This is a genomic window from Zestomonas carbonaria, assembly GCF_904061905.1.
In the GTDB taxonomy this organism is placed as follows: Bacteria; Pseudomonadota; Gammaproteobacteria; order Pseudomonadales; family Pseudomonadaceae; genus Aquipseudomonas; species Aquipseudomonas carbonaria.
This window is the reverse complement of sequence record NZ_CAJFCI010000072.1, coordinates 1-22,102: the sequence shown is the minus strand read 5'-3', so window position 1 is coordinate 22,102 and position 22,102 is coordinate 1. Positions and strand designations below refer to the sequence as shown.

Sequence of the window (22,102 nt, the reverse complement as noted above, 5' to 3'; positions counted from 1 at the left end):
ATGTCCATCTCTTTTCAGTTGGTATCCCGTGTCGGCGGTGAGAAGCACAACGTAGAAGTAAGCGATAAGAACCTGACGATAGAGTTGCTGCAGCCCACCGTGGTCGTCCTGCAAGCGGAGAAGTCCTCGCTCGAGCGGATGGACCGCGTGGGCGACGACCTGCTGCTGTATTTCGAAGACGGGACCGTCGTCCGTTATCAGAATTTCTTCAAGGTCCAGGATGGCCTCGAGAACGTTCTGGTGCTCGAGGATCCGACGGGGGCGTTGTTCCGGATGGATCTCCCCGCACCCGCGTTGCCCGCCGACAACGTGGTGCCGCTGGAGCCGCTGTACACGGGCATCTCCAGCATCGACCCTTTCCTGATCCTGGCGGACAGCGGATTCCCCTGGTGGATACCGCTTGCCGCCCTGGGCGCTGGCGCGGCGGCGGTGGCGCTCGCCGACGACGATGACGACAACGATCGGCCGGCACCGCCTACGCCGCCCACACCGCTCACGCCGCCGCCCCCGACGATTCTTCCGTCCAACGGCAAGATCGTCGAAGGCCTGGGCCAGCCCGGCACCACCCTGCGGCTGGACGTCAATGGCGATGGCAGCGTCGACTACACGACCGTGGTCGGCGGCGACGGGCGTTGGAGCGTCGCGCCCGATACCCCCCTTGCGGACGGTACCCGGCTGAGCGCGACGGTCGTCAATTCCGACGGCAAGGAGTCCTCTCCGGCGCAGGGTATCGTGGATGCCGTTGCCGAGAAGCCGACCTTCCAGGTCACCGATGATGTCGGTGCCTACCAGGGCGTCCTGGCCGATGGGGCCGTCACGGACGACACCACGCCGACCTTCACCGGCACCGCGGAGCCAGGGGCCAAGGTGGAGATCAGGGACGCTTCGGGCGGCCAGCTGGCGGTGGCGGTGGCCACTGCCGATGGCCGCTGGACGGCCACGCTGCCGGTGCAGAGCACCGGCGAGCATCAATACCGGGTCACCCAGACCGACGTCCTGGGCAATGTCAGCGAGCCGGCGAGCATCACCCTGACCATCGACACCGGCCTGCCGCAGATCACCATCCTGAACCCCATTGCCGGGGACGGCGTGCTCAACGCGGCGGAAAGCGCTGCTGGCGTCACGGTCTCCGGCCGCGTCCTGAACGTGGAGGACGGCCAGACCGTCACCCTGGCCCTGGCGGGACACTTCTATTCCGCCAAGGTCGCGAATGGTGGCTGGTCGGTCGACCTGCCGGCCACGGATCTGTCGGCGCTCACGGATGGCGACCAGGCGCTGGTCGCGACGGTAAAGGATCGCCAGGGCAACACCGCCGAGGCCAGGACCACCCTGAAGGTGGACCTCACGATGCCGACCATCGGCATCGACGCCATCGCGGGTGACGATGTGATCCAGGGCGATGAGCTCGAAACCCTGGCCATGCTGAGCGGGACGGTCAGCGGTGCGGTGGGGCAGCCGGTGACCGTGATCATCAATGGCACCTCCTTTGCTGCCACGATCAACAGCCGTGGCTGGACGCTCGGGGTGGACGACGCGGTGAGGGCCGCGCTGCAGCCGGGGCCGAACAGCATCGAGGCCCGTGTCGCGGATGGCGCGGGCAACCAGGCCCAGGCCTCCCGGCCATTCCAGTACGTGTTGGCGAGCGAGCTGAACCCGACCATCGTCATCGATGCGGTGGCGGGCGACGACGTCGTCAATGGCGCCGAACTGGCCGCCCTGAGCGAGCTGACGGGTTGGACGACCGAGGCCACCGACCAGCCGGTCGTGGTGTCCATCAATGGCGTCGACCACGACGCGGTGGTGACCGGCGACATCTGGGCGCTGGCGCTCACGTCGCAGATCAAGGCCGGCATCCGCGAGGGTGCGAACACCGTCACTGCCCGCGTCAGCAACTCGATGGGCGGCGAGGCGGTCGCCAGCCGGGTGTTCGATGTCGATACCGCCGCGCCGTCGATCGGCATCGACAGCATCGCCGGCGACGATGTGATCAATGCCGAAGAGCTCGCCGGCCTTGCCGCAATCGTCGGCACGGTGTCGGGGGCCGATGGGCAGCCGGTGACGGTACGGATCGACGGCACGGCATACCAGGCCAGGGTCGAGGGCCAGAGCTGGAGCCTGACCCTGACTCCCGAGATCCGCGCGACGCTCACCAATGGGGCGCACCGGGTCACGGCGAGCGTGAAGGACCCGGCCGGCAACGAGGCGAGCGCCGAGCGTTCCGTGCTGGTCGACAGCATCGCTCCCAGCATCCGCATCGACACGCCGATTGCCGGCGACAACATCGTCAACGCTCAGGAGCTGGCCGGCCTCTTCGTGCTGACGGGTTCGACCTCCGGGGCGACGGATCGGCAGGTGCTGGTCAATATCGGTGGCACCACGTTCACCGCGGTGGTGACCGGCGACACCTGGAGCCTCACGCTCAGCGAGGCGGCCAAGCAACTGCTGAATGACGGCAGCCACATGATCGTCGCCAGTGTGCGCGACGCGGCCGGCAACCTGGCATCGAGCAGCGCCAGCATCCTGGTGCATGCGGGGCAGGGCGGCAGCCTGCCGGAAATCGGCATCGATACCATCGGCGGCGACAACGTGCTGAACGCGGAAGAGCTGTCGATGCTGACCACCATCAGCGGCACGACCGTCGGTGCCAACAACCGGCCGGTCATCGTCAACATCGGTGGCCAGAACCACAGCGCCGTGGTGAATGGCGACAACTGGAGCCTGACGGTCACCACGGCCATCAAGAACGCGCTGCAGCAGGGCGATAACACGGTCAGCGCGACGGTCTCCGACCATGCGGGCAACCCGGCCAGCACCAGCAGCCTGCTGGTGCTGGACTCGACGCTGCCGGGCATCTCGATCGACCCGGTGGCCGGCGACGACCTGATCAGCGCCATGGAGCTGGCTTCGCTGACCGCCCTGTCGGGGCATACCAGCGGCGCCACCGGCCGGCCCGTCGTCGTCAGCATCAATGGCGTGCAGTACAACGCCAGTGTGACCGGCGATAGCTGGTCGCTCCTGCTGAGCGCCGAGATGAAGGCGGCGCTTCAGCAAGGCGGGAATACCGTCAGGGCCTCCGTGTCGGATGCCGCCGGCAATGTCGCCAATGCGAATCGCGACATCGCCCTGGACAGTGTGCTGCCGGGCATCTCCATCGATGTGGTGGCGGGCGACGACGTCATCAACGCGGCCGAACTGGCCAGCCTGACCGCCATCACCGGCACCACCAGCGGGGCCACTGGCCGGCCGGTCAGCGTCACGGTCGCCGGGCAGAGCTTCGATGCGGTGGTCAGCGGCGGCACCTGGACGCTGGAGGTCACCGATGCCATCCGTGCTCTGCTGGGCGCGCAAGGCGTGCAGTCCATCAGCGCCGAGGTGTCCGATGTGGCGGGCAACGTCGCGGTGACCTCGCGTCCGGTGAGCGTCGACACCAGCGCACCGACCATCGCCATCAGCGATTTCAGCGGCGGCGACGGCGTGCTCAACGCCGACGAGCTGGCCGCCCTGGCCAGCCTGGGCGGCAGCACCACGGGTGCCACCGGGCAGCCAGTGACGGTGACCGTCAATGGCCAGGGCTTCGCGGCCACGGTGACCGGCGACACCTGGAGCCTGGCCGTGACGCCGGCGGTGCGGGCGGCCTTCGCCGAGGGCGCCAACACGGTCATGGCGCAGGTCAGCGACGCGGCGGGCAATCCGGCCAATGCCTCGGTATCGGCCACCCTCGATAGCCAGGCGCCGGGTATCACCATCGACGCCATCGGCGGGGACAACATCCTCAACGCCGACGAACTGGACTCCCTGGGCGGCATCGGCGGCACCACCACGGCGGAAGCGGGGCAGACCGTCACCGTCAGCGTCGGCGGCAGCAATTTCACCACCCAGGTGGAAGCCGGCGGCATCTGGACCCTGGCGGCCAGCGCGGCGCTGAAGGCGGCCCTGGGCAACGGCAGCCACGACATCACCGCCACGGTGAGCGACCGGGCGGGCAACAGCGCCAGCGCGCAGACCATGCTGGAAGTGGACGGCCAGGCACCGGCCATCGCCATCGATGGCCCGGTCGCCGGCGACAACGTGATCAACGCGGTGGAGCTGGCCGCGCTGGGCAGCCTGAGCGGCACCACCAGTGGCGCGACCGGCCGGCCGGTGGGCGTGACCATCAACGGCCAGGTCTTCGCCGCCACGGTGACGGGCGACACCTGGACGCTGGCCATGACGCCGACGGTCAAGGCGGCGCTGGCGCAGGGCGTCAACGAGATCCTGGCCAGCGTCAGCGACCGCGCGGGCAACCCGGCGAGCAGCGTGGCCAGCGTGACGGTGGACACCAGCGTGCCGACCATCGCCATCGATGGCCCGGTCGCCGGCGACAACGTGATCAACGCGGCGGAACTGGTCGCGCTGACCAGCCTCGGCGGCAGCACCACGGGCGCCAGCGGGCGGCCGGTGATCGTGACCATCAACGGCCAGAACTTCACCGCCTCGGTGAACGGCGACACCTGGAGCCTGGCGGTCAGCGACGAAGTGCGCAGCGCCTTCGTGCAGGGTGGCAACACCATCCTCGCCTCGGTGACCGACAGCGCCGGCAACGGCGCATCCGGCAGCCTGCCGGTGCTGCTGGACACCGGCCTGCCGACCATCGCCATCCTCGGCCCGATCGCCGGCGACAACGTGGTCAACGCCAACGAGCTGGCGACCCTGAGCGTCCTCGGCGGCACCACCACGGGCGCCAGCGGCCAGCCGGTGACCGTGACCATCGGTGGCAACAGCTACGCGGCCAGCGTCAACGGCGATAGCTGGAGCCTGATCCTGACGCCGGAGATCAAGGCGGCCCTGCAACAGGGCGAGAACCTGGTCTCCGCCCTGGTCAGCGACCCGGCGGGCAACAGCGCCAGCACTTCGCTCGCCATGACGCTGGACAGCGTCGCGCCGACCATCGCCATCAACGACTTCAGTGGCAGCGATGGCCTGCTGGGCGCTGCCGAATTGGCGGCGTTGGAGAGCATCAGCGGGGTGACCACCGGTGCGTCCGGCCAGCCGGTGACGGTGACCATCGGTGGGATCACGGCCAGCGCCGTGGTCAGCGGCAACACCTGGACCCTGGCTTTGACCAGCGAGTTGAAGGCGGCGCTGGGCGTGGAGGGGGGGCGCAGCGTCCAGGCCAGCGTCAGTGACGCGGCCGGCAACCCGGCCAGCGCCTCGCGCGAGGTGACGGTGGACCTGAGCGCACCGACCATCGGCATCAACGACGTGGCCGGCGACAACGTGGTCAACGCCGCCGAGCTGTCGGCCCTGGGCAGCCTGAGCGGCACCACCACGGGTGCGGCGGGCCGGCCGGTGACGGTGAGCATCGACGGAATCGACTACGCGGCGACGGTCGAGGGCAACACCTGGACCCTGGCGCTGGACGCGGCGATGAAGGCGGCGCTGACCGACGGCAGTCACAGCATCGTGGCACGGGTCAGCGACCTGGCCGGCAACGGCGTGTCGGCGAGCAAGGACATCAGCGTCGACGCCAGCGCCCCGACCATCGCCATCAACGATTTCAGCGGCGGCGATAGCGTGCTCAACGCCAACGAGCTGGCCAACCTGACCAGCATCGGCGGTACCACCAGCGGTGCGGCGGGCTTGCCGGTGACGGTGACCATCGCGGGGCAGGACTATGCCGCGACGGTGGCGGGCAATACCTGGAGCCTGGCGCTGACGCCGCAGATCAAGGCCAGCCTTGGCAATGGCATGCAGGAAGTCATCGCCTCCGTGTCCGACTCGGCGGGCAACCGGGCCACGGATAGCCGTGGCTTCGTGGTGGATCAGGAGGTGCCCGTCATCGCCATCGACGACTTCAGCAACGGCGATGGCTACCTCAGTGGCACCGAACTGGCGGAACTGAACCGGATTACCGGCACTACCAGCGGCAGCGATGGTCGGCCGGTCAGCGTGACGATCAATGGCCAGACCTTCAGCGCCACCGTCGAGGGGGGCAACTGGAGCCTGGACGTGACCGCCGAGGTGAAGGTGGCCCTGGTCGAGGGCCCGAACAGCGTCACCGCCACGGTCAGCGATTCGGCCGGAAATGCGGCCAGTGCCAATCGCAGCGTCGTACTGGACAGCGTCGCGCCAACCATCTCCATCGACACCATCGCCGGCGACAATGTGGTCAACATCGTCGAGATGGCTTCCTGGAGTCTGATCAGTGGCACCACGACGGGGGCGCCGGACCGGCCAGTCGTCGTTTCCATCGACGGCGTGGACCATAACGCCGTCGTGGCCGGCAACACCTGGACACTGGACGTGTCGGCGCTCAAGGAAACCCTGGCCCAGGGCAGCCACGGCATCATCGCCACGGTCAGCGACGTTGCCGGCAACACCATGAGCGCCAGCAGCAGCCTGCAGATCGATACCCAGCAACCGATTATCACCATCAGCGACTTCACCGGCGGCGACGGCGTGATCAACGCCGGCGAACTGGCCCTGTGGAACGAAGTCCGGGGCACCACCAGCGGCGCCGACGGGCGTCCGGTCACCGTCACCCTCGGCGTGTCGAGCTTCGATGCGGTGGTCAGCGGCAACACCTGGGTGCTGGCGCTGACGCCGGAGATCAAGGCGCTGCTCTCCGCCAATGGCGGCTATACCCTGACCGCCACCGTGCACGACGCGGCGGGCAACCCGGCCAGCGCCAGCACCAGCGTGCTGGTGAACACCGCCTTGCCGGCGATCGCCATCAATCCCGTCGGCGGGGACGATGTGGTCAACGCCGTGGAAATGGGCAACCTGACCGAGATCAGCGGGACCACCAGCGGCGCGACCGGCAAGCCGGTGAAGGTCACCATCAACGGCGTGGTCTACGACGCCCAGGTCAGCGGCGATAGCTGGACCCTGGAAGTGAACAGCGACATCCGCAATTACCTGCTTACCCAGGGCGCCAAGCCCATCGTGGCCACGGTGGACGACGGCATCGGCAATACCGCGACCGCCAACCGCTCCCTGACGATCGACACCCTGGCACCGAGCATCGCCATCACCTCGCCGCTGGCGGCCGATGCCAACGGCGACGCGATCATCAATGCCACCGAGTTCCTCAACCTGAACAGCATCAGCGGCACCACCAGCGGCGCCGATGGGCGTCCGGTGACCGTCATCATCGACGGCGTGGCCTATACCGGCGCGGTGGTCACGGGCAATAGCTGGACGCTGGACATCAGCACCATCAAGGGCCAGGTGTTCAGCGACGGCAGCCACACGGTGGTGGCGATGGTCTCCGATGCGGCGGGCAACCAGGCGACCAGCAACGAGCTCAGCCTGTACGTCGACAGCACCGCGCCGGGTATCGCCATCAACGATTTCACCGGCGGCGACGGGCTGCTCAACAGCCTGGAGAAGGCCGCCCTGGTAGAACTCGGCGGGACCACCACCGAGGCCTCCGGCCTGCCGGTGAAGGTCACCATCGGCGGCCATGAGTTCAGCGCCAGCGTCAACGGCAACACCTGGACGCTGGCCCTCGGCACCCTGGACAGCACCGGCACCATCAGCGTCGCCAACGTCCTGGCCAACGGCGGCAGCTACAACGTCGTCGCCAGCGTCAGCGACGCGGCCGGCAACAGCGCGACCGCCACCCAGGCGGTGACGGTGGACACCTCGGCACCGACGGTCAGCATCACCCTGCCGATCGGCGGCGACAGCAATGGCGACGGCGTGGTGAACGGCAGCGAGTACGCCGGCGTGCTGACCCTCGGCGGTACCACCAGCGGCGCGACCGGTCGGCCGGTGACCGTGACCATCGGCAGCAGCAGCTACGCGGCCAACGTCACCGGCGATAGCTGGAGCCTGACGCTGAACGACACGATGAAGGCGGCACTCGCCCAGGGCGCCAACCAGGTGACCGCCAGTGTGACCGACCTGGCCGGCAACGGCGCCAGCAGCAGCGGCAGCTTCAGCCTGGACAACAGTGCCCCGTCGATCACCATAGACACGCCGCATGGCGGCGACGCCAACGGCGATGGCGTGGTCAACGCCGGCGAGTTCGCCAGCCTGACGCTGCGCGGCCATAGCACCGCCGAGGCGGGGCAGGCCGTGACGATCAGCGTCAACGGCGGCTCCACAACCTTCTCGACGCAGGTCCAGGGCGATGGAAGCTGGAGCCTGGCCGCTCCCGATGAGCTGAAGGCGCTGCTCGCCCAGGGCGTCAACGACCTGGTCGCCAGCGTCAGCGACCGCGCCGGCAATCCGGCCAGCACCAGTGCCGTGCTGAGCCTGGATACCCAGGCGCCGGCCCTGAGCATCGACGACATCGCCGGTGACAACGTGCTCAACGCCGCCGAACTGGCGACCCTGGCCAGCATCAGCGGTACCGCCAGTGGCGCGAACGGCCGCACGGTGACCGTGCAGATCAACGGCCAGAGCTTCACCACCATGGTCAGCAGTGGCGTCTGGAGCCTGGCGGTCGATACGGCGGTACGCAACGCGCTGGGCCTGAACCAGGGGCCGATCGTCCTGTCCGCCAGCGTCAGCGACGCCGCTGGCAATCCGGCCGTACCGGCGACCAAGCCGGTGCAGGTGGACACGCTCCATCCGACCCTGTCGTTCGACGCCATCGCTGGCGACAACGTGATCAACAACGGTGAGATGAGCTCGCTCGCCCTGATCACCGGCACGTCCTCCGGCGCCGTCGGCCGCGTGGTCACCGTCAGTGTCGACGGTGCCGGCAGCTACACCGCCGTGGTCGCGGGCGACGGGACCTGGAGCATCGATCTCGGCGATCCGGCCAACGCCGGTCTGAAGGCCGCGCTGCAAGCCAGCCAGGGCAGCCACCTGCTGTCCGCCAGCGTCAGCGATGCGGCCGGCAACGGCACCACGGCCAGCACCAGCGTGGTGGTCGACACGGTCTCGCCGGTCATCAGCCTGGATACGCCGGTCGACAATGCGGCCAACGGCGGCAATGGCGACAACATCCTCAACATCGCCGAACTGGAGAGCTTCAGCGGTCTGCGCGGGACGGTGGCCAACGCGGGCGGCAGCCCGGTGGTACAGGTCAGCATCGCCGGCCATGTGTTCGTCGCCAGCGTCAGCGCCGGGGGCTGGACCCTGGCCGCCAGTGCCCTGGCCAGCGATGGCGTGACCACCCTGAAGAGCCTGCTCGGCAACGGCACGCACAGCATCCTGGCCAGCACCCGCGACGAGGCCGGCAACCAGGCGAGCGTCACCGGCAGCGTGACCGTGGACCTGTTGCGGCCGAGCATCGCCATCGACGACTTCACCCAGGGCGACGGCATCCTCAACCGGGCCGAGATGTACGACGTCAACGGCAACCCGAGCCTAGTCATCAGGGGCAGCAGCCTGGGGGCAGAGGCGCAGGAGGTGACGGTCAGCATCGGCACCTATGAGTTCATCGCCCAGGTCGACAGCGCGACCAACACCTGGACGCTGGCGGCCGCGGACAATCCGCTGCTGCTGGTGGCCCTCGGCGAGGGTGGGCCCCATGTGCTCCAGGCCAGCGTGCGCGATGCCGCCGGCAACCTGGCCAGCGCCACCCGGGAGGTGCTGGTCGACGGCACGCCGCCGGTCATCACCATCGACACTGTGGCCGGCGATGATCGCATCAATGGTCTTGAATACGCCGGCGTGCTGACCATCGGCGGGACCGCCGCCGGGGCTGAGAATGGCCAGGTCGTGACGGTCACCATCGGTGGCAGCACCTTCACCACGGCGGTCAGCAATGGCGTGTGGAGCCTGTCCTCGGCGAGCACCAGCGGCCTCAAGGCCGCCCTGAACCAGGGCGAGAACCTGATCCGTGCGGATGTCCGCGACCTGGCGGGCAACCCGGCGGCCCAGGCCGTCCGTCCCGTCCAACTGGATACCCAGGCACCGACGATCTCCATCACCTCGCCGCTGGATGGCAGCGGAGACGGCAACAACCTGATCAATGCCGCCGAGCTGGCCGACCTCGGCGAGATCCGGGGCAGCACCGACGCGGAGAACGGCCAGACCGTCACCGTGACCATCAACGGCAGCGAGTTCACCACGGTCGCCAACGGCGGCGCGTGGAGCCTGGCCGCCACGGCAGCGGTCAAGGCCGCCTTCGTGCAGGGTGACAATACGCTCTCGGCGACGGTCCGCGACGTGGCGGGCAACAGCCCGCTGGCCCCGGCCAGCCTGCTGGTCGGCGTGGATACTGTCGCGCCGACCCTGGCCATCGATGCCGGCATCGCCGGCAACGACCTGATCAACGATGCCGAGAAGGGGGCGGTGGTCATCAGCGGCACCAGCAACGCGGAAGCGGGGCAGGTGGTCACGGTGGTCATCGGCAGTGGCGCGCAGAGCGTGACCGCCACCGCCATCGTTGGCGCCAGCGGCACCTGGAGCACCTCGCCGCAGGACCTCTCGGGCCTGCCCGACGGCACGCTGAGCGTCACCGCCAACGTCCGCGACGTCGCCGGCAACCCGGCGGCGCAGGCCGTGGCCAACCCGGTCAAGGACACCCTGGCACCGACGGTCGCCCTCGACAACCTGGCGGGTGCCGACAACGTCTTCAACCTGGACGAGTTCACCGCGCTGAGCGCCCTGACCGGCACCACCGTGGGCGTCGAGCATGGCCGGAACGTTGCCGTCACCATCGGCGGCAATACCTACACGGCGACCGTCGATGACATGGATGGCGACGGCAACGGCACCTGGTCGCTGACCCTCACCCCGGAAATCAAGAGCGTGCTCACCGGTGGCCAGGACAACACCCCGATCACCCGGGCGCAGACCAGCATCGGCCTGTCCGTCAGCGACCTGGCTGGCAACGTCGGCAACGCCACCGCCGGCGTGACGGTCGACAGCCTGGCTCCGGAACTGACCATCTCGCCCTGGGGCGATGCGGTCATCAACGAGGTCGAGTACGAGTCCGTGGCGCCGCTGACCGGCACCACCACCGGGGTGGAGCACGGCCGCACGGTGTTCGTGCGGATCAATGGGGCGGCGGCCACCTATACCGCCACGGTCAGCGATCCCGACGGCGATGGCGAGGGAAGCTGGTCGCTGCCGCTGAACGACGCGATCAAGGCGCTGCTGCTCGAAGGCGAAACCAACACCATCGACGCCTGGGTGCTCGACGCGGCCGGCAACCGCGTCGACGTGAGCGGTACCACCTTCGACCTGGACCTGACCGCTCCGACCATCGCGATCTCCACGCCAATCGCTGGCGACGGGCGCATCAACGCCACCGAGCAGGGCGGCGTGGTGCTGAGCGGGACCAGCGACGCCGAGCCCGGCCAGACCGTCGAGCTGCTGATCAGCGATGGCATCGACCAGGTACTCGCCAGCGCCCTGGTGGGCAGCGACGGCACCTGGTCGACCACCGCCCTCGACCTGGGTGGCCTGGCCGACGGGGAGCTGATGATCACCGCGAATGTCAGCGATGCCGCGGGCAACCCGGCAACGCCGGCGTCGGTCACGGCAACCAAGGACAGCGCCTTGCCGGGTGTCGCCTTCGACCTGCCGATCGGCGGCGCGGATGGCGTCATCAACATCGACGAGATGGCGACCCTGACAGGCCTGAGCGGCACCACCAGCGGCGTCGAGAATGGCCGGACGGTGACCCTCGTCATCGGCGACCTGACCTTCACCGCATCGGTGACCGCCGGTGTCTGGAACCTGCCGGCGACGGCGCTCGCGAGCGATGGCAGCACCACCCTGCGCGATGCCCTGAGCGCGGTGGCGGGCGGCGAGGGCACGCTGAGCCTCAGCGCCCAGGTGAGCGACCTGTCGGGCAACCTCTCGCCGGTCACTACGATCGAAGTGGCGGTCGACCTGCTGCGCCCGACCGTGACCATCGCCACGCCGATTTCCGGCGACGACCTGGTCAACGGCGTGGAGCAGGGCGGCCTGACCATCAGCGGCAGCTCCACCAACGCCGCCGGCCGCACCCTCACGCTCACCCTCGGCGATGGCGATTCCGCGACCCCGGACGTCACCGTCGAGGTCACGATCGACGTCAATGGCGACTGGAGCGCGGCAGGCCTGGATATCAGCGGCCTGAACGACGGCACCATCACCGTTACCGCTGCGGTCACGGACGTGGCGGGCAACGGCGCCACCAACGCCCAGCGTATCGCCACCTTCGTCCATGACACGACGGTGGCCGAGGCTCCGGCCATCACGGCAATCTCGCTGGACTCGGTGGACGCGACCAGCGGCAGCGTGGCGACGCCGGGCACCGACAGCGACTTCCTCAGCAACGACACCAGCTTGGTCTTCTCCGGCACCACCGTGGCGCTGGCAGCGGACGAACGCGTGCAGTTCCGCCTGCTCGACGGCACGGGCACGCCGGTGGCAGGACTGGACTGGAGCGATGCCTTGGTCGCGGGCACCGACTGGACGTTCGACGCCCAGTCCCACAGCCTGGCCGATGGCAGCTACACCATCGAGGTGCGAGTGGTGGACACGGCCGGCAACATCGGTTCGAGCGCATCGCAGGCGCTGCGCATCGACACCTCGGTCACCTCGGCGGCGCCGCTGATCACCGAGCTGAGCATCGACAGCGGGGCGTCGTCGGACGACTTCATCACCAACGCCCAGGTCGACCTGAACGACCCCGCCACGCCGGATAACAGCGCGGACGACACCGTCCAGCCGCTGACCTACAGCGGCACCACCGTGGCGTTGCGGGACGACGAGCGCATCCAGATCAGCTTCGACGGCGGCAGCACCTGGGTGGATGCCAGCACCCAGCCGGGCAGCGGCGGCACCGCCTGGAGCCATACCGACAGCGCCGGCGTGGCCGGAGCGGGAGTGGATGGCATCCGGGCCGAGGGAACCTACTCCCTGGTCTCGCGGATCATCGACACGGCGGGCAACGTCTCCTCGCTGTCCACGCCACGACCGTTGGTCATCGACCGCACGGCGCCGACGCAGGGCACCGACTTCGCGCTGACCACCGACACCGCGGCAGCGGTCACGGCGGGCGTCGCCACGGTCAACGAGACCAGTAACGCCGACTTCATCACGCGCGACGAAAGCCTGGTGCTGACCGGCAACCTGACGGCGGCCCTGGACGATACCGACGTGCTGGAGATCAGCTACAGCACCGACGGCGGTCTCACCTGGAGCGCCTGGAGCGATGTGACGCCGGCCAGCGGCGGCACGGGCTGGTCCTTCATCCACCCGGAAGCCTTCGATCACGACACGCTGGTGGACTACCGGCTGCATGTCAGGGATGCGGCGGGCAATATCGGCGCCGAGATGACCCAGCGCGTCACGGTCGACCTGACCGCGCCCCAGCAGTTGCTGCTGCCGCCCAAGCTGGCGGCGGGGCAGGACAGCGGGGTCATCGGCGACGGAATCACCACGGCCACCAGCCTGAGCTTCAGCAGCGCCGACAGCCTGAAGGCGGAAGCCAACGCCACGGTGGCGCTGGTCTGGGACGTCAACGGCAACGGCCAGTTCGACGAGGGCGTGGACAAGGTGCTCGGCACCGTCACGGCGGGGGCCGACGGCACCTGGTCAGGACTGGGTTCGGGCACCCTGGCGGCGGGCAGCTACCAACTGGGACTGATGCAGTGGGATGCGGCGGGCAACCGCTCGCGCCTGAGCGCCACCAGCCAGGTGGATATCGTGCCCGCCGATAACGTGCTCAGCGGAATCGACCTGATCATCGGAAGTACCACGACGACGGGCACCAACCAGACGACGCAGGGCATTACCGCCATGCTGGGGCGTAACGGCCTCTGGAGCTTCTACGGCGACAACGGCATCTACAACCAAGGCGCCACACCGGGCACCTTCACCAGTTCCGCGCTGGTACACAGTGCTTACAACACGGTGATGAACGTCACCTTTGCGGACTACAACCGCGATGGCCATGCCGATCTGCTGGGGTCGCGCGACACCTCCCTCACCGTTGCCATCTGGATGGGTGGAAGCGGTGGCTATACCCCGATCAGTCCCGTGCTGCCGACAGCGGAAGTCAGCACCTATGGGTCCATTCTCGCCTACGACAAGGATGGTGACGGCTATCTGGATTTCTACCTTGGCGATTACCAAGGCAACTCCATGACGCTCATCAACAACAATGCCGGGACGCTGTCCATCGCGCCCAACAATGGCAGGGGCGGAATCTATAGCGAGCTGGACTCGATGCGTGAAGGCTCCGGCATCGATATCGACAACGACGGGGATGTGGATCTCGTCATCCATGCCTGGGGGCGTGCCCAGGCCGGGGCGACCGAGGGCTACTTCCTGGCCGTTCTCGGCAACAATGGTTCGGGAGGTCTGACGGCTGTTCAGAGCATCATGAACGTGCCGATTGCCAGCACCGCCACGAACACGACCCAGTCGATGACCTGGGCGGATTTCAACGGCGATGGCCTGCTGGACCTGTATCTGAACCATGGCCGGAACGCCTCGGGCAGCGGCGAGACCGGTGTCAGCCGCATCCATTTCAACAACAATGGCAGGCTGGAGACGCTACCGACCTACCTGGAGGACATCAACAATCCGGGCACCTCCCTGACAGGCAGCGCGTCGATCGCCATCGACTGGGATCACGACGGCCGTATGGACGTGATCGAGTTCCCGCGTAACGGCAACAATGCCGCCAACAACTACGTCAAGCTCTATGCCAACACGAGCGGTAATGGCGTGACCTGGACCACCAGCACCCTGTGGCAGGGAACGGGGGCGTCCACCATCACTGGCGCGATGGCCCTGGACTATGACTGGGACGGTGCGGTCGACGTCGCCTTCATGAACGCGGCAGGCGCGATCACCACGATCCGCAACACCAACGCGGTCAAGGAGGGGAGCGCGTTGCACCTGCGCATCCTGGACGACAAGGGCGGCAACGTCTTCTATGGCAATACCGTGCAGTTGCGCAATTCCGCAGGTGTGCTGGTCGCCACGCAAGTGATCAACCCACAGTCCGGCGTCGGCTTCAACGACAGCAGCGCGTTGGTCCATTTCTACGGGCTGAGCGCGGGAGAGCAGTACACCGTCACGCTGCTGCGCAACGTGAACGGCAGCGCGAGCCATGTTTCCTGGACGGTGGAGGCACAGGGCAACGGCGCCTATGTGCTGAGCGCACCCTCCGCTGCTGCCGCGGCCGCGGCCACGACCATCGTCGGCACCGGCTACAGCGACACCTTCATCGCCACGGAAGGGGCGCATGCCTACGACGGCAGCGGCGGCTGGAGCATGGTTGTCACCCCTGGCGGCGCTTCGGCCTGGAGCGCCACGGGCGGGATGGACATCATCGACTACCGTGCCGCCTCCACGACCGTCACCGTCAACCTGGCCGCCGGTACCGTCAGCGGCTGGGCCAGCGACACCCTGGCCAACATCGAGGGCGCGCGGGGCGGCAGCGCGGCCGACACTTTCATCGGCAATACGGACGACAACCTGTTCGAAGGCAGGGGCGGGAACGACACCTATACGCTGGGTGGCGGCAACGACATCCTGGTGTTCCGTCAGCAGGGCGAGCCCGGGGAGCGGGGCGCCGACGGCACCGGTGGCAACGGTCGCGACACCGTGACCGATTTCGTGGTCGGCAAGATAGGCAGCGTGGCCAGCGCCGACATTCTCGACCTGAGCGACCTGCTGGCCCTGTACACCGGGCCGGCCACGGTCCACTACGACAGCACCGACGGCCGCTACAAGCTGGATGTGTCGTCCAGGGGGCTGGAGCAATTCCTGCGCGTGATCGTGGCGGGTGGCGATACGCAGATCCAGGTCGATCCGAGCGGCCAGGGCGAATGGACGACGCTGCTGACCCTGAACGGCGTGCAGACCGACCTGCCGACCCTGCTGGCCAACGACCAGCTCTGGCTCAACTCCAGGCTGGGCGTCACGATCGAGAGCCAGATCACCCAGGATTCGACGCCGATCCTGCACGGTACCTTGCCGTATGTGCTGCCGACCGGCTCGGAAATCGTCATTTCGGTCAACGGCAAGCTCTACAGCTCGGCCAGCGGCGAGGTGCAACTGGACCTGCCGAACAAGACCTGGGCCCTGCGCATCCCGGAGGCGGGCGCACTGCCGCCGGGCACCTACGAGGTTGCCGCCATGGCCAAGGTGAACGGCAACTACGTGCTGCAGGACTACAGCCAGCGGGAACTGGTGATCGAGGCCGAGGCCGCTTCCCTACGCACGGTGCAGGGCGAGAGTGCCAACATCATCTCCGCCGGCATGACGGTGGGCGACCTCAATGGTGACGGCCTGCTCGACTACTACGGCGGCAATGCGGTCTACACCCAGGCGGCGACCTCGGAGCGCAACTTCACCACCTTCAACGGCCTGGTGCTGTATACGCCATCGAATGCGGCCTCTGGCGTGAACCGGGCGGATTCCGCGGCATTCGTCGACTTCAATGGCGACGGTCGTCAGAACGTGATGCTGAACGAGAGCGGGTATTCCGACGGCGACAGCTACTTCCGTAACGACACCGTGGATGGACTGCTGGCGTTCACCCAGGTCAACCCCCCTGTGGTCGATACCGGGAACTGGCATGGCGGCATGGCCATCCTGGACCTGAACAACGATGGTCGTCTCGATATCGTCTATGGCGACCAGGACCGGGACACCGGGCAGTATTGGCTGAATACTCCCACTGGTTTCCAGGCCTACGATGCGAATGCCGGCTCGGACCCTGCCTCGGGGAGCGTCAACTACAACTTCGCTGCGGAAGTCGGCGCCTTCGACCTCAACGGCGATGGTCGGGTCGATCTCTTGCTGGGTAGCCCGAGTCCGTTGCACAGCCTGGTCATCCGTCTCACCAAGCCGGATGGAGCCTCCGCCCTCGCCGGGGCACCCGACCAGACGATCGCCAATGCCATGCGTCATGTCAGTGGCGGTGGGCTGAACGCCTTCACCAGCGGCGTGCAGTCCCTGGCGGTGGCCGACTACAACGGCGACGGCACGCTGGACCTGTTCCTGGGCCAGACCAACCTGGCTTCGGGCGCGGCGGCCGGCAACAGCCGCCTGTTCGTCAACGACGGCTCGGGTCAGTTCAGCGCTTCCACCGTACTGAGCGACACCTTGTTCGGCGGCGCGTCCCTGCCGGTGGACTGGAACATGGACGGCAAGATCGACGTGTTCGAGTTCAACGACAACACCGCGCCTACCGGTGGCAACGGGAACTCGGACACCCTGCGCCTCAAGAACTCGTTCCAGTACTGGGAAAACACCACTGCTTCGACGGGGGCCGCACCGACCTTCGCCGGCAGCAGCATCAGCCTCGCGAGCATCTCCACGGCCACCTCCAACATATCGGCGGTCGCGGCGGATTTCGACTGGGACGGCAGGCGCGACCTGATTATCAGCACGAACGGCGCCGATGTGTTCATGCGCAACACCAACGCGCTGGAGGAGGGCACCAGCCTGCACCTGAAGATACTCAACCAGGCGGGCCTGAACACCTTCGTTTCGCAGACGGTCCAGCTTTTCGACAGCAATGGGCAACTGGTGGCGACCCGGGTCCTCAACCCCAACTACGGCTTCGGCACCAACGACAGCACCGGCATCGTCGACTTCTACAACCTCGACCCCGGCGAGACCTACACCGTCAAGCTGCTCAAGGTCGGCGTCGGCACCATCAACGGCGGCTATGGCTCGATCACCGGTGATGCGGGCCTGGTTCCCGGAGATGAGGTCAACGCCACCTGGACCGCCCTGAAGACCGGCGCCAACAACCATGCCTATGTCCTGACGGCGGAAAGACCGCTCGACAGCAACGACGCCACCATCGTCGGTACGGGCTACAACGACACCCTGTTCGCCACGGCCGGTACCGATGTCTACAACGGCTCCGGCGGCTGGACAGTCGGTGGCGCGAACGATGGCAAGTGGAGCGCCACCGGCGGGCACGACATCGTCGACTTCAAGCTGTCCAGCGTCGGAATCACGGTGGACCTGAGCCTGAGCGGCCCGCAGGCGACCGGCTTCAACACCGCCACCTTCATCAACATCGAAGGAGTGGCCGGCACCAACCAGGCCGACACCATCACCGACTCGCGCAACAGCGACGTGATCGAAGGACGTGGCGGCAACGACATCATCAACCTCACCCGTGGCGGCAACGACACGCTGCTCTACAAGCTGCTGAGCAACACCAGCGATGGCGGCAATGGCAGCGACACCATCAGCGGCTTCACCGTGGGCAGCTACCTGGCCACGCCGAATGCCGACCGGATCGATGTCAGCGAACTGCTGTCGGGCTTCTACACCGGCAGCAGCGAGCCGGCCAAGTGGGTCAATGGCGTGGCCACGATCACCGAGCCGAGCATCAATGACTTCCTGAAGACCGTGGTCGTGGGGAACGACACGGAAATCCATCTGGACCGCGATGGCTCCGGAGGCACCTTTACGGATGTCACCCTGGCCACTCTGTCCGGCGTCCAGACCGACCTGGCAACCCTGCTGGCTCATCAACAGATTGTTATTGGCTAGAGGGAGAAAGCCGATGAAACGCTCCAGATCAACTTCGACCCATCTGCGTAATGGCTTGCGAGCCGCGGTACTGGGCATGGCCGGACTGATGTCCATCGGTGCCTGGTCCAGCGACGGCGGCGGGGGACCGGATAGCAGCCCCCCCGGGGTTGGCAAGTCGATGCCGACAACCTATTCGTTCGCCAGCCTCGATGGGCTGATCGCGTTCCTCGACGCCTCGCCCCAGGCGCGCCTGCAGGTATTCGCCTGGATACCCGCGTCGGTCGCCTCGGGGCAGGAGGACGCGGTTCGTCTGCTCGACACGGCAATGGACGGTCCTCGGCTCGCCCAGCAGGAGCCGGCCGAGACCATCGTGCTGGGCACGCGCTATGCGGATATGCGCTCCGCGCTGGAGTCGATAGCCGTGGAGGACGGCTACCCCCTGCTCTGGGGAGCGGGGGCGAACAAGGAAGCGGAGAGCCTGGACGAACTGGTGGGCTACTCGCGCAGCCTTCCTCCGTGGGTCTACATCTACTCGCCAGGAGAGGATGCCGGCGTGCCTCGATTGATCAACCAGGGACGCATTTCGCTTCTGGACCAGCCCATTGGCTCGAAAAGCAGGGGAGGAGCTTCCCAATGAAGATATCCCGCCATTCGTGCATCGGCAGCCTGTCGATTCTGCTTCTGGCCCTGTCGGGCTGCGCCGGCCAGGGAGACAAACCTTCCGGCGAGCCTCCCAGGATCTGTGTGGACGGCGATAATGATGGGGTTTGCGATACAGCGGATCGCTGTCCGCTCACGCCGGCCAACCTTGTCGTCGATACCTTCGGCTGTCCCGAACCGGGCCTGGCGGCCAAGGGTGTGGGGCGGAATCGCCTCGAAGTCCACTTCGCGAACGACAGCACGTCGGTCCGCTCCGAGGACTATCCGGAGATAGAGCGCCTGGCATCCCGGCTTAAGGCTCGGCCGGATGTCGCAGTGATCCTCAAGGGATATACCGACGATCGAGGAGCCGAGGCCTACAACAGAAAACTCTCCGAACGCCGGGCGGCGGCCGTGAGCGACGTATTGGTCAAGCGATACGGGATCGAAAAGGAGAGAGTGACCGCCATCGGCTACGGAGAATCCCATCCCGTTGCCGATAACGCCACCTCGGAGGGACGGGATCTGAATAGACGCGTCGAACTCGAATTCAGGACTCTTGACGCAAGAGAGTGAAAAAGAAGGGGCCATTGGCCCCTTTTCAATGTCCGCGGTGGAGCTTCTGCGGGTTGGAGTATTGGCTTTTGCTAAGTCTGTCCAGGCGATAGCCGTATCCGTAAATGGTCGTTAGTTTCCATCCGTGATCCGGGGTAAGTTTCAACTTGTTCCGAAGTCGGCATATATGGGTGTCCAGCGTTCTCGAAATATGATCTTCACTTCTCCGCCAGAGTTTCTCGTATATATGGCTTCTGGAAAGCGACTGCCCCCTGTTGCAGAATAGCAGATAGGCCAGGTCATATTCGCGTTGGGTCAGAGTGACAGGTGATCCTTCGAGATAGACCACCTTCACTATCGGGTCGAAATGAATCCCCTCGAAGACATTGATGCTTCCCGGATCGTCTTCGCTTGCCTTATCGGCCGTGGCGGCCTTTACCAGCAACTTGAGGAATTCGAAAGGGATGGTTCTCTGGGTAATGGCGTCCGTTGCCAGGAACTTTATCGCCTCGTTCTCCGAGCCACGATTGAACGCCGCCACGATGAAGGGTTGCGGCGTGATGTTCTTCATTATCCACGATGTAATGAGCTCCCCCTCCTTTTCGTGGGTGTTCCAGTCCAGGATGATCAGGTCGAACTCCTTGTGCCTGATCGCCATGAGTAGCTCCGAGCCATTGCCGAAGGTGTGAAAATTGCACCTTTTCCCGTCATCGAGCCCGAAGGTCTCCAAGAGCGGATGGCCAGATTGGCGGATGTTCCTGCCCAGTAGTGCGATATTCATTTTATTGCTGGATGATTTCCGGATTGACTATCAACAGGCCAGGGTCGAGATTCTTTTCTTCAGAAGTATCAGGTCCAAAGGCCTTTTCATGATGCAGAAGGAACTGATTTCCTTGATCGGAATAATGGTATGGGTCAGCCATGATTCATCCGTGTGACCGATTATCATGATGTTCTCGGCGAGCCGCATGTTTCCCGACTGGTCGATCAGCTTGAGCAACTCGAACTTGCCCAGGTTGCTGCTGCAGATCAGGAGGTCGTATTTCCTGTTCGTGGTGGTCATCATCGCAATGGCCTCTTCCCTGTCGATGGCCGGATAGACGTCATAGAAACCAAGCCGGTTGATGGTTATGTGAGCTTCTATCAACTGGAAGGGGCGAGGTTCGACCAACATTATTCTTATGCTGCTCATGACGATTCACCACTTATCAAGCTTTGCCTTTCATTCGGACAACAAGGGGCCGTGCCCCGTGACCATGGGGCCGAAAACACCGATTGCTTTTTGGTAATAAGGAACTGCATTTACTTTCGAATTTTTCATATCTGAAGATATGCGTCTTCAATTTACATTTGACGCATCGTGTCGTCAATTTTGACGGGCGCCATTCGAGCGGTTGTCGTGAAATGCCTGGTGGTTGTCATGAAATGAAAGGAACCTGGGGGATGGGTTCGAGAAGAATCACCATCACCATGGTTGAGCGTCAGTAGGGAGCGCTGGATGAGAGCACTACAGTTGTTGATGGTGGGAGTTGTGACGGCTGGCCTGTTGGGGTGTTCGACCGGTCAGGTGAAGCCGGAAGAGTACTCGGGGTTCCTCGGCGACTATTCCAGGCTGAAGGCGGAGCAATCGCCTTCCGGAGCGCCGGTCCTGCGTTGGGTCGACCCGGCCCTGGACATAAACAGGTATCGCCAGTTCTACATCGAACCCAGCCAGTTCCACCCACGCCCGGAGCCAAGCGAGAAGGTATCCGGGGAAACCCTGGTGGACATCACCCGCTACTACGATGCGGCGCTTCGGCGTGAACTGGGCAAGGAACTGCCCGTGGCCGACCGCCCGGGACCGGATACGATCATCATCCGCCCGGCCATCACGGCGGTCTCCAGCCACATTCAAGGCTTGCGCCCGTACGAAGTCATCCCCATCGCGCTGGTTGCCGCCGCCGTCAGCACCGCCTCGGGCATCCGCGACGAAGACACGGAGATCGCCACGGAAGCCGCCTTCATCGACTCCGACAGACAAATCGAACTCGCCCAGGTCGTGCGCAAGGGCAGCGGCGAAACCCTGGAGAACCGCGCACAGCAGTTGACGATCGACGACGTGAAGGCCGTGCTGGATGGCTGGGCCGTCGACCTGCGCCAGTCCTACCGGAGCCTGAAGACCTCCAGGAAGATCGGGCTGCAACAACAGTAAGGAAAAACGGTTGCCGCCGCGCTGCCCGGCGGCTGCCGGCACAGCGAAAAAGCCACGGGCCTCGGAGCGACGGGTTTCTGGAACCAGCGCTCCGGGGCCTCATCGTGTCAGGGTAAGGAAGCTGGACACTCGCGAAGGCTATGGCCTTATCCCACGTATGGCCATCTCCGCCGTGACCAGGGGCACGGCTTCCCCTTCCAGCGCTTCCGGCGGTGCTTCGGCGGTGCTTCGGCGGGGCGCACGTTGAACAGCCGGCAAGTGGCCCACCAGCACAGGGCGGCGAAAAGGTTGTAGGGGAAGAGCACGGCCCAGAAGGGCAGCATC

At 66.1% G+C, this 22,102-nt stretch carries 7 protein-coding genes; 5 read left to right on the top strand and 2 right to left on the bottom strand.

From position 1 onward, the window contains the following. From PSEWESI4_RS17920 to PSEWESI4_RS17910, 3 genes are read left to right on the top strand one after another with little or no spacing between them, the layout of a single operon-like run. A complete protein-coding gene (locus PSEWESI4_RS17920; protein ID WP_187672586.1) occupies positions 1 to 18,411 on the top strand; it encodes an Ig-like domain-containing protein in 18,411 nt (6,136 codons plus the stop codon). A gap of 13 nt (positions 18,412 to 18,424) precedes the next feature. Further along, positions 18,425 to 19,030 (top strand): hypothetical protein, encoded by a 606-nt coding sequence (locus PSEWESI4_RS17915; RefSeq protein ID WP_187672585.1) that lies wholly within the window; start codon positions 18,425 to 18,427, stop codon positions 19,028 to 19,030. After that, positions 19,027 to 19,608, top strand: coding sequence for an OmpA family protein (locus tag PSEWESI4_RS17910; protein ID WP_187672584.1), 582 nt, complete (start codon positions 19,027 to 19,029; stop codon positions 19,606 to 19,608). Before PSEWESI4_RS17915 ends, PSEWESI4_RS17910 begins: the two co-directional genes overlap by 4 nt. Before the next feature lie 25 nt (positions 19,609 to 19,633). Here PSEWESI4_RS17910 and PSEWESI4_RS17905 read toward each other — a convergent pair whose 3' ends face one another. Together PSEWESI4_RS17905 and PSEWESI4_RS17900 are read right to left on the bottom strand one after the other, a co-directional pair. Then, on the bottom strand, positions 19,634 to 20,368 hold the full coding sequence (locus tag PSEWESI4_RS17905; protein WP_187672583.1) for a response regulator transcription factor: 735 nt from the start codon (positions 20,366 to 20,368) through the stop codon (positions 19,634 to 19,636). 1 nt (position 20,369) lies between these two features. Beyond that, positions 20,370 to 20,510, bottom strand: coding sequence for a hypothetical protein (locus PSEWESI4_RS17900; protein WP_187672582.1), 141 nt, complete (start codon positions 20,508 to 20,510; stop codon positions 20,370 to 20,372). Between the two features lie 11 nt (positions 20,511 to 20,521). Here PSEWESI4_RS17900 and PSEWESI4_RS17895 point away from each other — a divergent pair, with 11 nt between their 5' ends. Both PSEWESI4_RS17895 and PSEWESI4_RS17890 read left to right on the top strand, forming a co-directional pair. Further along, positions 20,522 to 20,914 carry a hypothetical protein gene (locus tag PSEWESI4_RS17895; RefSeq protein ID WP_187672581.1) on the top strand — a complete coding sequence of 131 codons (393 nt, stop codon included), beginning with the start codon at positions 20,522 to 20,524 and terminating at the stop codon, positions 20,912 to 20,914. 171 nt (positions 20,915 to 21,085) lie between these two features. Continuing rightward, positions 21,086 to 21,778 (top strand): DUF3313 domain-containing protein, encoded by a 693-nt coding sequence (locus PSEWESI4_RS17890; RefSeq protein ID WP_187672580.1) that lies wholly within the window; start codon positions 21,086 to 21,088, stop codon positions 21,776 to 21,778. Positions 21,779 to 22,102: the final 324 nt, after the last annotated feature.

Bases quoted from the DNA above. Each gene is read 5' to 3' on its own strand.
- PSEWESI4_RS17920 (WP_187672586.1), top strand. From the start codon at position 1: ATGTCCATCTCTTTTCAGTTGGTATCCCGTGTCGGCGGTGAGAAGCAC.
- PSEWESI4_RS17915 (WP_187672585.1), top strand. From the start codon at position 18,425: ATGAAACGCTCCAGATCAACTTCGACCCATCTGCGTAATGGCTTGCGA.
- PSEWESI4_RS17910 (WP_187672584.1), top strand. From the start codon at position 19,027: ATGAAGATATCCCGCCATTCGTGCATCGGCAGCCTGTCGATTCTGCTT.
- PSEWESI4_RS17905 (WP_187672583.1), bottom strand. From the start codon at position 20,368: ATGAATATCGCACTACTGGGCAGGAACATCCGCCAATCTGGCCATCCG.
- PSEWESI4_RS17900 (WP_187672582.1), bottom strand. From the start codon at position 20,510: ATGGCTGACCCATACCATTATTCCGATCAAGGAAATCAGTTCCTTCTG.
- PSEWESI4_RS17890 (WP_187672580.1), top strand. From the start codon at position 21,086: ATGAGAGCACTACAGTTGTTGATGGTGGGAGTTGTGACGGCTGGCCTG.